We start from the raw sequence: 12,954 nt of genomic DNA, 5'->3' as shown, positions 1-12,954 counted from the left end.
AAGGCTTACGCAGTTAATCTCTGAGCTTCAATGGGAAAGACCAGCGTCACAGTCGTACCTACGTTAGGCGCACTTTCAATCAGGAATTGGGCTCCGTGCAACTCTGTTAATCGCTTGGACAAAGGCAACCCCAAACCAGTTCCCTCATGCTTGCGACTTAGGCTGGAATCAACCTGCACAAAAGGCGCCAAAGCCTTTGGAATTTCACTTGATGACATACCAATGCCTGTATCCATAACCGATAACTCCAGCCCACGATCAGATATATGAGTTGTAATCGTAATACTCCCACCTGAGAGGGTAAATTTGACCGCATTTGATATCAGGTTGATCAACACCTGCTTAATACGGCGCTCGTCCCCACAAAGACTGGGAAGGCCAGATTCAAGCTGTAACATAACACTCAAACCTGCCTGTTCTGCGCGTCCAGAGAGCATCTTATTACAGCGCTGAACAACGTTATTAATATCAAAATGCTCTTCGTGAAGCTCAATCTTACCCGCTTCTGCCTTCGACAGATCCAGAATATCATTGATAAGCTCAAGCAAATGCGTACCTGATTCATTAACATCACGCGCATAATCTTTATACCGCGGGCTCCCTAGCGGCCCAAACATTTCATCTGCCAGAATTTCGGAAAAACCCAAAATAGCATTTAACGGCGTTCGCAACTCATGGCTCATCAAGGCCATAAACTCTGATTTTGCCCTGTTGGCTAATTCGGCACTTTCCTTGAGAATTGTCAGCTCTTTTTCGACTTCCTTTTGCTTGGTAATGTCTTGCATCACACAAACGAAATACTGAATGCTTCCCTCATCATCAAAAATAGGACTAAGGTCAATTTGGTTCCAAAGTGTATGCCCATCCCGATGATAATTCAGCATATCTACACGAGCATGATGATTTTCATTCAAGCTCTTCTCAAGAATGTCGCGGACATGCGGATCAGTCCCATCACCCTGCAAGAACCCTGAATGCAGATTAGGAATTTCTTTATTTGTATAGCCTGTCAATTTTGTGAAAGCAGGGTTTGTATAGACTATGGGGCGATTTTCTTTTTGCGCATCCGCAATAATAACCCCGGCATCAGTAGAACTCACCGCCGCAGCCAAGCGGTGATTCTCACGGCTAAGATCCATTAACTCTGCTTCGCGTGCTTTATAGTCGCTAATATCGGTATAAACGGTGAAAAGGTCATTTTCAGGTGTTTTATGGTCTGTAATTTTAAGCCAGGAATCTTCTGCAAACTGAAACTCCCTGTTTCGTTTCCCGCGACGAGACATCATGGCTTTGATATAGCTCTCGCGTTTTTCAACACTCAGAGGATCCTGCCCGGTATTCACATAGGAAATTGATACGTCTTCATAAGTCATTCCAACACGAATTACCATGGGACGTCCGGGAAAGAAAATTTCCTGAAAACGGCGATTAAATGCAACCAGCTTATCATTTTCATCATAGAGAGTTACAGCACCGGAAAAACTTTCAAACGCACGAAACAACCGTGCATGAGCTGTTGCCATCTTCTGCTGCTCTTTTCTACGTTCAGTGATATCACTCCCCGCTCCTCTATACCCCCTGAATTCCCCTTTTTTATCAAAGACAGGTACACCACTTAGGCGCAGTATCCGGGATACACCAGCCAGATCAGGCACCACAAGCTCAAGATCCCGGAAAGAAGAACGGGATTTGAGAACCTTCAAGAAGCTTTCATCTGTCAGACCATCCCCCTTCACATCGCTAAACGATTTCCCCAACAAGTTCCATTCCTGAAGCTGAGAGACAAAGGTAAAGCGTAAATCAGGCCCCATTTCCCAAAACCAGTCAGTTGCGGCACCTGCAATGTCTCTGAATCTGCGTTCACTATCTTTCAACGCCAAGACGGCACCATCCCGTCGCTGCGCGGTAGTTACAAAAATTCGCCCCCCCAAATACAACGCGATTATTAATACCAGACTGGCCCCGAGGGCAAAACCTACGGACGCGGAATAACGATCGCGCCAGACAACCTCAATATAATCAGCAGGAATGCCAATCACGACAGACAACCCGAAATGATCAATCCCCTGCCCCATCACAATTCGCTTCACGCCATCCAGATCCCAAACAGAAACATTTCCTCGTTCCGCAAGGTTAGAAAGCAAATAAGGCGTTTCCCGACCGATCAAGTCTTCAGAAAAATTATCATCCAACCACAGCCGTCCGCCATCTGTCTGAATAGAAACCATTGACCTTTTGGGTAACCCTAATACCGCCCATCGGGTCATAAAATCATGCACACGAAACGTCGATGCAACATACGACTTCCCATTACCGCCAGAACTTTTAATCGTACGTAAAACCGTTGCATACCATTCATTTTGGGCAAGAAAAGGTAAGCTGATTGATGATGCATTTCGCGTTTCAACACTCTCAATCAGTTTCTTAAGATTATATTCTGGGGGCAATGGAATAGCCTGATCCCCCAGAATAACATCCCCATTTGAATCCAGCACAGACAGAAGCTGCACATTATTAAATCCCGAGCGCCGACTGTGCAGAGGGATTTCATCATCAATATTCTTAAGAAAAAGAGTTAAAGGGGAGGCGATCCGGTTCAGAGCTGTGTGAACCTGCTCATCAATTTCGTTCGAAACATCTTGATAAGTGCTATTAACCCATAAACCAATTAAAAGAGCTGAAAAAATACATGCGGCAACGTTTAGCTGAATCGCGCGAATACGTAACCGCCGAACAGAAAGAGTTCTGGAAAGCCCCTGATGCTTCGCTCCACCCGGATCATCGCTGACCCCAGATTGCCCCCTGTCGCCCTTTATCACAATATATCCCTCACTCTAATCTGCAACCACCCCATGACGGCCATTTCAGAAATGGCATACGCGACATCGATAATTGTACTGCGATATACGCGCGCATTTTAGCACCTTTAAATACGCGGTCTCTTTTCGGCTGGACCACATGTACAGATCAAGACTTATTAAATAGTTAAAAATGTAATGATTTGCGTTACAATATCATGACGTTTCAAACAATTGTTTGTCATTATTTCGTCAAAGGAAAAATGAGCGTCGCATATCGAACATGCAAAGCGGAATTTTTACCGTTATATAAATGTTATACATGGGGTCCTGCGAATAAAACATGTGGCGTCGCATAATCGCTCCCCTAAACAAATATAACCTTGGTATGAGAGTATACAGACATGTCTGAAGAAGATGATCTAGATCTGCGCACGCTTGATGATGACGAACTTGTCTTGCAAATGCACGATGACCTCTATGATGGTCTGAAAGACGAAATCCTTGAAGGCGTTGAAATCCTTCTTGAGCGCGGCTGGGCTCCATATGATGTTCTGACCAAAGCTTTGGTTGAGGGCATGCGTATCGTTGGTGTTGACTTCCGTGATGGTATCCTTTTCGTACCAGAAGTTCTACTTGCTGCTGGCGCTATGAAAGGCGGCATGGGCATCCTGCGTCCTCTTCTGGCTGAAACAGGTGCACCAAAACTTGGTAAAATGGTTATCGGCACAGTTAAAGGCGACATCCATGACATCGGGAAAAACCTTGTTTCCATGATGATGGAAGGTGCTGGCTTTGAAGTTATCGATTTAGGTATTAACAACCCGGTTGAAAACTATCTTGAAGCACTCGAAGAGCACAAGCCAGATATTCTGGGCATGTCCGCACTTTTGACAACAACAATGCCTTACATGAAAGTCGTCATCGACACCATGAAAGAAAAAGGCATTCGCGACGACTATGTTGTAATGGTTGGTGGCGCGCCGCTTAACGAAGCTTTTGGTGAGGCTATTGGTGCAGATCACTATTGCCGAGATGCTGCTGTCGCCGTTGAAATGGCAAAAGAAGCCATGCAACGCCGCCACAATCAAGCTTAAAAAGCTGAATAGTTCAGGACAATGTCCGATACAAACACCCACATCGACGATAAGGAGAGTAAAACTCTTCTTATCGCATGTGGTGCGGTTGCCAGAGAAATCATCGCCCTTAATAAATTAAACAGCTGGAATCATCTCGATATTACGTGTCTTCCGGCAATCTGGCACAATACGCCAGATAAAATTCCACAGGGTGTGCGCAACAAAATCCAGGAAAACAAAGATGTTTACGGGAACATTGTTGTCGTTTATGGCGATTGCGGCACAGGTGGCGAACTGGACAGAGTTCTGGAAGAAGAAGGCGTCAAACGCATAGATGGTGTTCACTGTTATGCCTTTTTCACAGGCCTTGGTGCCTTTGATCAGATGCATGAAAATGACATCACATGCTTTTACCTAACAGATTATCTCGTTAGACATTTTGATACCTTGATCATGGAAGGGATGGGCATTGCAAAACACCCTGAACTTTTACCAATGTATTTCGGTAATTACACAAAGCTCGTGTATCTGGCCCAGACTGAAGATCAGGAACTTCAAGAGCTAGCACAGCAAGCTGCCGAAAAAATTGGCTTGGAATATCATTACAAATTTACGGGATACGGCGAGTTGAGCAGCTTTATGTCTGCCATCAACTAGGAGATTTACATTGGCCAAGTTAACACTTGTTTATTGGCGGGATATCCCTGCGCAAATTATCGTTAAAGCAGGTCGTAAAAACGCAAAGGTTCAGTTACACGAACGCTTTGAAAAGGCAATCGACCGCGCCGCAATGAAAGCCAAACTAAAAGACAGTGATTCATATTTGGAACACTGGCGCAGAAGTGTTCCCACAGACTGCGGGGATGATCTGGATGCCGAAGCTCAAGCCATGGCAACACAGATCGAAAATGAATACACCGACGAAAAATTAGACGCCCTCGTTCAAAACGGTGGCCTTTCCAACGATAGTTAAGTCACCAGTTAAGCTAAAGACTAACGCCCATTTAGGTTTAATGAGATGAGTACAGAGTTCAATCCAGAAGTCGTCAAACAACAGATCATCGACTTCATGACTGGTTTTACAATTGAAACAACACCGGGATCCGCGGCTAAGACACCCGATTATCGTGTGCATCTTCGCCCTGGCACAGAAATAGCTGTGACCTTTCTGCCTGGCTCTGATTTTGCGGATACAGTTTCAACATCAAAACGTCTCAAAGATGAAGGTTTTGTCCCTCTTCCACACTTTGCTGCACGCTCTATTCGCTCGCATAGTGATTTTGAAGAATACCTCAAAACCCTGCAGGGCGAAGTTGGCATTAAACATGCTGTTGCACTGGGTGGTGCCGTTGACAAGCCACTGGGCGAATTCGAAAGCTCCATGCAATTGATGGAAACTGGCCTTTTTGACAAATACGGTATCAAATCAATTGGTGTGGCAGGTCATCCGGAAGGAAGCCCGGATATCAGCGAAGCTGGCCTGCGCGAAGCTATTGCCTGGAAAAATACTTTCAAAGAGCAAACCGATGCCTATATGTACATCGCAACGCAGTTTTGCTTTGAGGCCGAACCGATCATAGCTTGGGACAAAAAGATTCAGGCCGAAGGCAACAAGCTTCCAATCCACCTTGGTGTGCCCGGACTTGCAACAATCAAAACACTTATGAACCATGCAAAAGCCTGCGGTATTGGCTCTTCCATGCGTGTTCTGACCCGACAGGCCAAGAACATCGCAAAACTGATGACTGTCAACGCACCGGACAAACTGGTTATGGATCTGGCCCGCTATTACGCTGAAGATCCAAACTGCGGCATTAAAAAAGTTCATATGTACCCATTGGGCGGGATGAAAAAATCCGCCGCCTGGAGCTATGCTGTTACGGACGGCGATTTCATCGTTGATCCCAAAGGCAAAGGCTTCAAAGTAAACCGTGATATCGGATAATATCGACAAAATTCGCAATTTTGTCGCTTCTATAGCCGAATAGCTACCTGAAAGGACTATTCGGCAGAAGCAATTCTGATATAAGTCCTATACAAATTTAGAACATATGGCCCAGTCTATAAAACGCTACATTACCGGAGACACACCGATATGACCCGTACGATCGTTAGTTCCGCGACCAAAGAGATCGCGATTGGTTTTGATGATCCTTTCTGTATTATTGGTGAGCGGATCAACCCGACAGGCCGTAAAAAACTTGCGGAAGAAATGGCCAATGGTGATTACTGCCGTGTGGAATCCGACTGTCTGGCACAGGTTGCCGCTGGCGCACACATGCTCGACGTCAACGCAGGTATTCCTCTGGCGGATGAGCCGAAGATCCTTGCAGAAACCATTCAGCTGGTTCAAGGCCTGACAGATCTTCCCCTGTGCATTGACTCTTCTATTATCGATGCACTGGAAGCAGGTCTGAAGGTTTATAAAGGTCGTGCACTTGTTAACTCTGTGACCGGTGAAGATGAATCTCTTGAGCGTGTTCTTCCACTGGTAAAGCAGTATGACGCGGCTGTTGTTGCTATTTCGAACGATGAAACCGGTATCTCTGAAGATCCGAACGTTCGTTACGAAGTTGCCAAGAAGATTGTTGAGCGTGCTGCTGATCACGGCATTTCCCGTGACCGTGTTGTCGTTGATCCACTGGTTATGCCCATTGGTGCCATGGGTACAGCCGGAAAACAGGTCTTTGCCCTGCTTCACCGTCTGAAAACAGAACTTGGTGTTAACACAACCTGTGGCGCATCCAACATTTCTTTCGGCTTGCCAAACCGTCATGCCATGAACGCACACTTCCTTGCTATGGCAGCCGCCGCAGGTATGACATCTGCGATCATGAACCCGCTGCACGAAGAAGAGCTGGCCGGGATCCGTGCTTCTGACGTTTTGCTTGCAAAAGATCAGGACTGCCTGAAGTGGATCGGCAAGTACCGTGAGCCAGCCCCGGAAGGTCAGGCCGGCGCACGTGGCGAACGTCGTAGCAGACGCAGACGGGCCTGATAACTCCATACAAAAATTGGTAGTTATAAAAGGCTCTCTTCATGCCATTTTCGAAGAGGGCCTTTTTATCTTAATAAGACAATTTTCTTTGGTATCGGATATAATTTTCCCGATTTCCAACAAAAACACTACAGTAGAAGTATAGCCCCACGTGTCATATGCCAACACGTACAATAATACTAACAAGGGGCAAAGGTACGAGGAGAGATCCGTGGCTAAGAATGCACATATCGTATTTACCCCTTCTGGTCGGCGCGGGGATTTTCCGATCGGGACACCTGTTTTGACAGCTGCACGGAGCCTTGGTGTAGATATTGATTCAGTTTGTGGCGGTCGAGGTATCTGCGGACGCTGTCAAGTCGAAGCCGGAGAAGGTGAATTCGCGAAACACAAAATCGTCAGCTCCTGCTCCAACATGACAGGCTTTTCCAGCGTTGAAGAGCGATATGCCAGTAAAAAAGGCATGAAAGAAGGACGTCGTTTATCTTGTCAGGCCATGATCGAAGGCGATCTTCTGATTGATGTTCCTGCTGAAAGCCAAGTCCATAAACAGGTCGTACGCAAGCGTGCTGATGTTCGTGAAATCGAAATAGATCCGCCTATTCGTCTGCATTATATCGAAGTTGCAGAGCCAGACATGCATCATCCATCTGGTGACCTGGAACGCTTGCAAGATGCGCTTGAAGCACAATGGGGTCTCAAGGGGTTGCACTGTGACTTACGAACCCTACAGACGTTGCAGCCTATTTTAAGAAAAGGAAAGTGGCAGGTAACGGTTGCGGTTGAAAACAAGAAAACCATTATCGCGGTTTGGTCCGGTTATAAGGAAAATGCTTTTGGCATTGCCGTAGATTTGGGATCCACTACAGTTGCTGCACACTTGTGTGACCTCCAAACAGGTGAAGTAACAGCCTCATCCGGTATTATGAACCCTCAAATTCGTTTCGGGGAAGACCTTATGAGCCGTGTTTCCTACGTTATGATGAACCCCGGTGGCGACAAAGAAATGACAGTTGCAGTTCGTGAAGCTCTGGACACTATTATAGGCGTTGTCGCAGACGAAGGTAAAATTGAGCGTTCAGATATTCTCAGCATGACTTTTGTGGGCAACCCAGTGATGCATCACCTCTTGCTCGGCATCGATCCAACAGAACTAGGCGGGGCACCTTTTGCCCTTACATTGAATTCATCCATTGATCTCTATGCCAGCGAACTTGGACTTAACATAAGCCCGGATGGTCGTGTTTATGTTCTTCCCTGTATTGCAGGCCATGTCGGTGCAGATACAGCCGGTGTTATTCTCTCCGAAGGCCCTCATCTTCAGGACGAAGTGACGCTGATCTGTGATGTTGGTACCAATGCCGAGATTGTTCTTGGCAATGAGGACAGGTTGCTTGCCTGTTCCTCTCCGACGGGACCGGCTTTTGAAGGAGCACAAATTACAAGTGGACAAAGGGCTGCACCGGGTGCCATCGAACGTATTCGGATTGATCCGGAAACGCTAGAGCCAAGGTATAGAGTGATAGGCTGTGATCTCTGGTCTGATGCAGAAGGTTTTGCCGAACAAACTAAATCAACCGGTGTGACAGGCATCTGTGGCTCTGGCATTATCGAAGCTATTGGCGAGATGTTTCTGGCGGGTATTATTCAAACAGATGGTATTATTGATGGATCACTGTCCGAAAAGTCTCCCCGCGTAAAGTTTAATGGCAAGACTTACGACTATGTAGTCAGTGAGAACGAACCACTGATTACTGTCACCCAGACAGATGTCAGGGCAATTCAATTAGCTAAGGCTGCCCTCTATGCCGGGGTCAAATTGCTCATGGAGAAACTGGGTGTGAAAACCATCGACCGCATTCAGCTTGCCGGTGCTTTTGGCAGCCATATTGATGTTAAGTACGCCATGGTAATTGGCTTGATACCTGACTGTGATTTAGAGCGTGTAAAGTCAGCCGGGAATGCTGCTGGAACAGGGGCGCGTATCGCCCTGCTCAACAAGGCTGCCCGCAAAGAGATTGAAGATGTAGTTGGTCGCGTTGAAAAAATTGAAACGGCAGTCGAACCAAAATTCCAGGAACACTTTGTCAATGCCATGGGGATACCCAATACCATTGACGAATTTGTTAACCTAGCAAAAGTCGTCAACCTTCCTGAGCGCAAAGTCGGGGCCCTTGCCGCAGAAGGTTCTGCCGAAGGTGGACGTAGAAGAAGGCGAAGGCGATAACCTTCTAATATATAAATAGACCAAGGAGCGAATTTCATTCGCCCGTTCACCTCATCATGTTTCAAAAAATCATAACCAAAAATCAATTTAACCTTAAAATTGTTCCTTCAGGTTGATTTTTCAGACACATTTCAAACATAAACATTAACAAAAGTTAAGAAATTAACTTTTCATTAACTATTTAGTACTGTATAATCCACGTATGAACAGAAAAATGTCACAGGCAAGACATCAATATTTTCGCTTCGAACTATCATTGTTCGAGACGAGATAGAGGAGGCAAAAGGAAATGCCTACAACTGAACAACTGGAAACCCGTCTTGCTGAGGATAATATCACCCATCAAACTTTTGGTATAAGCAAAAGAGCCTATGGTGGTGTTATTGCCTACCAGCTTGAAAAACACGGTTTTAATGGTGCTTTGAAGGTAATTAAACAGCAAGTTGAAGCACTACACACGGCGCACTAATACGCCCTCTAGGCTTTGCCATGCTCACGGGTAAACACAAACTCTGACTCAACCGAAAGATCAGATCGGTAAGAATACCCTCCTGCAGTAAAATCTTTTAACCCCTCAGCTTTATCAATCCGTTCTTGCATAATAAATCGTGCCATCATGCCTCGAGCACGCTTTGCTGAAAAACTGATGATCTTTGTAACACCATCCTTAATTTCTTTAAAGACAGGGGTAATCACCGTACCTTCCAATTTATCTGTCTGAACAGCTCTGAAATATTCATTAGAGGCAACATTTACCAATATTCTATCGCTGTGTTCGGCAAGCTGAGTATTCAATTCTTTGCTGATTTGATCTCCCCAGAAGTCATAGAGATCTTCACCATGAGGATTACCCAGCTTTGTGCCCATCTCCAAACGGTACGGCTGCATTAAATCAAGCGGACGTAGCAATCCATAAAGACCAGAAAGAATACGAAGATGATCTTGGGCATACCTTAATTCATCTTCGTTCAGAGTTTCGGCATCAAGACCGACATAAGTATCCCCCTTAAAGGTATCAACAGCAACTTTGGCGTTATCCCGGGTAAAGGGAAAAGAAAAACTCCGATAACGTTGATAATTTAGATCTGCCAGATTTTCACTTATACCCATCAGGTTTCTAAGATCTGCACGGGTTAAGTCTTTCGTCACCGAAAGGAGATCTTTGATTTGGTTTTCGAATACAGGCTGAGATGTCAGAAAATCAATTTTAGCAGCACTCTCATCTAATTTTTTTGCAGGAGAAACGACAGCTAACATAAGGACCTCAGCATTTACATTTAAAGAATTCAGATTTCTTCCCTAAGGTAAGAACTAAAGCCCCGTCAAACAAGAACCATAATCGCTTTCCGATTATTTTTTTCAATCAAGATATCGATCACATCATTCATCACAGCTGTCCACTAAAACCTTACACCTTAATTTTCTATAGGCGTGTTAGTATTGCATTCCAGCCCCCAACAACCCAGCGGATAAATTTATGCAGCGCATCAAGCTTACATTTGAAAATCCTCAAGGAAGCGAATTATCAGGTGCCTTGGAGTTACCCAATCAAAAACCGTTAGGATATGCTCTCTTTGCACACTGTTTTTCCTGCGGAAAAGACATCCCTGCAGCAACACGGATCAGCCGCAGTCTGGTAGAAAAGGGATTTGCTGTATTACGCTTTGACTTTACAGGACTTGGTGGAAGCAACGGCGATTTTGGCAACACAAACTTCTCATCCAATGTTACCGATTTAATCGCTGCATCCAAATTACTGAAAGAGCAGTATCAAGCACCCAGCCTGTTGATTGGCCATAGCCTTGGCGGTGCCGCAGTTCTCGCCGCGGCAAGAGATATTCCCGAAGCCGAAGCCGTAATCACTATCGGCGCACCAAGTGATCCGGAACATGTAAGCCACCTTTTTTCTGATCAGGTCGAAAAAATTGAGAAAGAAGGGATCGCCCCTGTCCAACTGGGGACTAGAACTTTTAACATAACCAAGCAGTTCCTGACCGACATATCAAACCACAACATGAAAGAACACATCGGTAATCTGGGAAAAGCATTACTGGTTTTCCATTCACCACGGGACACAACAGTAAGCATTGATGAAGCCAGCAAGATTTTTACAGCTGCCAAACACCCCAGAAGTTTTATCTCTCTAGATCAAGCCGACCACCTATTAACCGATGCTGCCGATGCCACCTATGTTGGCCACACAATTGCCGCCTGGGTAGATCGCTATGTATCCTCCTCCCCCCAGAAAAATTTACCGACACCAGAAAAAGGACATGTGATCGTCAAAGAAGAAAACAAAGCTTTTTTGAGGCATATAAAAACAGATCATCACGATTGGCTTGCGGATGAACCCTTGACGATGGGCGGTGGTAATCAAGGACCAGACCCGTACGAAATGTTATTAGCTGCACTTGGTGCCTGCACATCCATGACAATCCGTATGTACGCCAATCACAAACAATGGCCGCTTGAAGATCTGGATGTTGAACTATCTCACACAAGGGAACATTGTCAGGATAGCGCGGATTGCGAACAATCAGGACAGCAAATCGACGTCATTTCCCGTAACATCACCCTCGTAGGGGAAAAGCTTACAGACGACCAGCGTCAGCGCTTGTTGCAAATTGCCGGGAAATGCCCTGTTCATAAAACACTGGAGAACAAGATTGTTGTACAGGACAAGTTAACTATAAGAAACCCAACTCCTTAATTCGATTTAAAAATAACTTGAAATTTTACCACACAAAATACATACAATTCATATACAAAACATATATGGATTCGTTAAATGGGAATTGTAAAGGTCTCGAGCGAAATACACGAAAACATTCGTGTCGCCAGTAAAGCCATGACCAGATCAATCAATGCTCAGGCAGAACATTGGATGAAAGTTGGCATGCTTGCAGAAAGAAATCCCGGATTTAATTACGGTGAAATCCTTTCTTTACTTCTCAAAGAAGCAGAACAATCCAACCAACCTGAAAATCAGAATGCGCCTGAAGTTAAAGCCCGAAGAAGCCAAGCCAGTACAGGTACTGTCAGCTGATGCAACAACCAGTTATCAAGACGACAACAGCAATTGATAAGATGCGTGTTGCTGGCGCACTTACGGCTAAAGTGCTTGAAGAAGTTAAATATATCATCGCGCCGGGTATCTCCACGATGGAGATCAATAATTTTTGCGACCATTTCATCCAACATCAATTAAACGCCATACCGGGCAGCAAGGGGCAATACGACTATCCCTTTGCGGTCAATACTTCCGTTAATCATGTTATATGCCACGGTGTACCATCAAAATCTACGAAGCTCAAAAAAGGTGATATTGTCAACATCGATTTAACCGTTTTAAAAGATGGTTATTACGGTGATAGCAGCAAGATGTTTTCGATTGGCAAGATCCAGCCCCACGCACAAAAACTAACCGATATCACGCAAGAATGCTTATATCAGGCCATAAAAGTCGTAAAACCCGGAAATACTCTTGGGGACATTGGTTTTACCATTCAGTCTCTCGCCGAAAAAAACGGCTATTCCGTTGTTCGAGAATTTTGTGGTCACGGTATTGGCTCAAAGATGCATGAGCCACCAGAGGTAAGACATTACGGAAAACCTGATGAAGGCCTCGTCCTCAAAGAAGGTATGACCTTTACAATTGAACCAATGATCAATCAGGGAAAAGCTGACATAAGACAACATCCAGACGGCTGGACCGTATCAACAAAAGACAGGCGCTTATCAGCCCAATGTGAACACACAATACTGGTTACGGATACAGGGTACGAAATATTGACCTATCGCGCCGAAGAGAAAGAGTATATCCCGAGAACAACGTCATAAATGGTGGCGACA

The 12,954-nt window shown here is 45.3% G+C and carries 12 protein-coding genes; 10 read left to right on the top strand and 2 right to left on the bottom strand.

The annotated features are described in order from the left end of the window. Window positions 1–5 precede the first annotated feature (5 nt). Window positions 6–2,819, bottom strand: a complete 2,814-nt coding sequence (locus tag D9A03_RS19465; protein ID WP_120498899.1) for a PAS domain-containing protein — start codon at window positions 2,817–2,819, stop codon at window positions 6–8. Window positions 2,820–3,202: 383 nt separating this feature from the next. On the opposite strand from D9A03_RS19465, the gene D9A03_RS19460 reads away from it, so the two are divergent. The 7 genes from D9A03_RS19460 (at window position 3,203) to D9A03_RS19430 (ending at window position 9,571) form a co-directional block, all read left to right on the top strand. Continuing rightward, window positions 3,203–3,895 (top strand): B12-binding domain-containing protein, encoded by a 693-nt coding sequence (locus D9A03_RS19460; RefSeq protein ID WP_046510135.1) that lies wholly within the window; start codon window positions 3,203–3,205, stop codon window positions 3,893–3,895. Window positions 3,896–3,916: 21 nt separating this feature from the next. Further along, on the top strand, window positions 3,917–4,534 hold the full coding sequence (locus tag D9A03_RS19455) for a DUF1638 domain-containing protein (protein WP_120498898.1): 618 nt from the start codon (window positions 3,917–3,919) through the stop codon (window positions 4,532–4,534). Window positions 4,535–4,544: 10 nt separating this feature from the next. Continuing rightward, complete coding sequence (locus D9A03_RS19450; protein ID WP_120498897.1) at window positions 4,545–4,850, top strand: virulence factor; 306 nt, start codon at window positions 4,545–4,547, stop codon at window positions 4,848–4,850. A 45-nt stretch (window positions 4,851–4,895) separates the two neighbouring features. Further along, a complete protein-coding gene (locus D9A03_RS19445; RefSeq protein ID WP_120498896.1) occupies window positions 4,896–5,822 on the top strand; it encodes a methylenetetrahydrofolate reductase in 927 nt (308 codons plus the stop codon). Between the two features lie 150 nt (window positions 5,823–5,972). Then, window positions 5,973–6,875 carry a dihydropteroate synthase gene (locus D9A03_RS19440; protein ID WP_120498895.1) on the top strand — a complete coding sequence of 301 codons (903 nt, stop codon included), beginning with the start codon at window positions 5,973–5,975 and terminating at the stop codon, window positions 6,873–6,875. A 211-nt stretch (window positions 6,876–7,086) separates the two neighbouring features. Further along, window positions 7,087–9,102, top strand: coding sequence for an ASKHA domain-containing protein (locus tag D9A03_RS19435; RefSeq protein ID WP_120498894.1), 2,016 nt, complete (start codon window positions 7,087–7,089; stop codon window positions 9,100–9,102). 289 nt (window positions 9,103–9,391) lie between these two features. Beyond that, complete coding sequence (locus D9A03_RS19430; protein WP_120498893.1) at window positions 9,392–9,571, top strand: hypothetical protein; 180 nt, start codon at window positions 9,392–9,394, stop codon at window positions 9,569–9,571. An 8-nt stretch (window positions 9,572–9,579) separates the two neighbouring features. Here D9A03_RS19430 and yaaA read toward each other — a convergent pair whose 3' ends face one another. Then, on the bottom strand, window positions 9,580–10,359 hold the full coding sequence (gene yaaA, locus D9A03_RS19425; RefSeq protein WP_120498892.1) for a peroxide stress protein YaaA: 780 nt from the start codon (window positions 10,357–10,359) through the stop codon (window positions 9,580–9,582). Window positions 10,360–10,579: 220 nt separating this feature from the next. Between yaaA and D9A03_RS19420 the strand changes: the two genes are divergently transcribed. The 3 genes from D9A03_RS19420 (at window position 10,580) to map (ending at window position 12,942) form a co-directional block, all read left to right on the top strand. Next, window positions 10,580–11,812: a bifunctional alpha/beta hydrolase/OsmC family protein gene (locus D9A03_RS19420; RefSeq protein ID WP_120498891.1), complete on the top strand. Its 1,233-nt coding sequence runs from the start codon at window positions 10,580–10,582 to the stop codon at window positions 11,810–11,812. Between the two features lie 78 nt (window positions 11,813–11,890). Further along, the gene (locus D9A03_RS19415; RefSeq protein ID WP_120498890.1) at window positions 11,891–12,148 is read left to right on the top strand and encodes a ParD-like family protein; all 258 of its coding nucleotides are present in this window, start codon (window positions 11,891–11,893) and stop codon (window positions 12,146–12,148) included. Continuing rightward, on the top strand, window positions 12,148–12,942 hold the full coding sequence (map, locus tag D9A03_RS19410; RefSeq protein ID WP_120498889.1) for a type I methionyl aminopeptidase: 795 nt from the start codon (window positions 12,148–12,150) through the stop codon (window positions 12,940–12,942). Before D9A03_RS19415 ends, map begins: the two co-directional genes overlap by 1 nt. Window positions 12,943–12,954 lie beyond the last annotated feature (12 nt).

Origin of the sequence: Kiloniella sp. EL199 (assembly GCF_900313065.1) — a bacterium.
Classification (GTDB): Bacteria; Pseudomonadota; Alphaproteobacteria; order Kiloniellales; family Kiloniellaceae; genus Kiloniella.
This window is presented reverse-complemented; position numbering and strand designations above follow the sequence as displayed.

Coding starts and splice junctions, on each gene's coding strand:
- D9A03_RS19460 (WP_046510135.1), top strand. CDS start 3,203: ATGTCTGAAGAAGATGATCTAGATCTGCGCACGCTTGATGATGACGAA.
- D9A03_RS19455 (WP_120498898.1), top strand. CDS start 3,917: ATGTCCGATACAAACACCCACATCGACGATAAGGAGAGTAAAACTCTT.
- D9A03_RS19445 (WP_120498896.1), top strand. CDS start 4,896: ATGAGTACAGAGTTCAATCCAGAAGTCGTCAAACAACAGATCATCGAC.
- D9A03_RS19440 (WP_120498895.1), top strand. CDS start 5,973: ATGACCCGTACGATCGTTAGTTCCGCGACCAAAGAGATCGCGATTGGT.
- D9A03_RS19430 (WP_120498893.1), top strand. CDS start 9,392: ATGCCTACAACTGAACAACTGGAAACCCGTCTTGCTGAGGATAATATC.
- yaaA (WP_120498892.1), bottom strand. CDS start 10,359: ATGTTAGCTGTCGTTTCTCCTGCAAAAAAATTAGATGAGAGTGCTGCT.
- D9A03_RS19420 (WP_120498891.1), top strand. CDS start 10,580: ATGCAGCGCATCAAGCTTACATTTGAAAATCCTCAAGGAAGCGAATTA.
- D9A03_RS19415 (WP_120498890.1), top strand. CDS start 11,891: ATGGGAATTGTAAAGGTCTCGAGCGAAATACACGAAAACATTCGTGTC.
- map (WP_120498889.1), top strand. CDS start 12,148: ATGCAACAACCAGTTATCAAGACGACAACAGCAATTGATAAGATGCGT.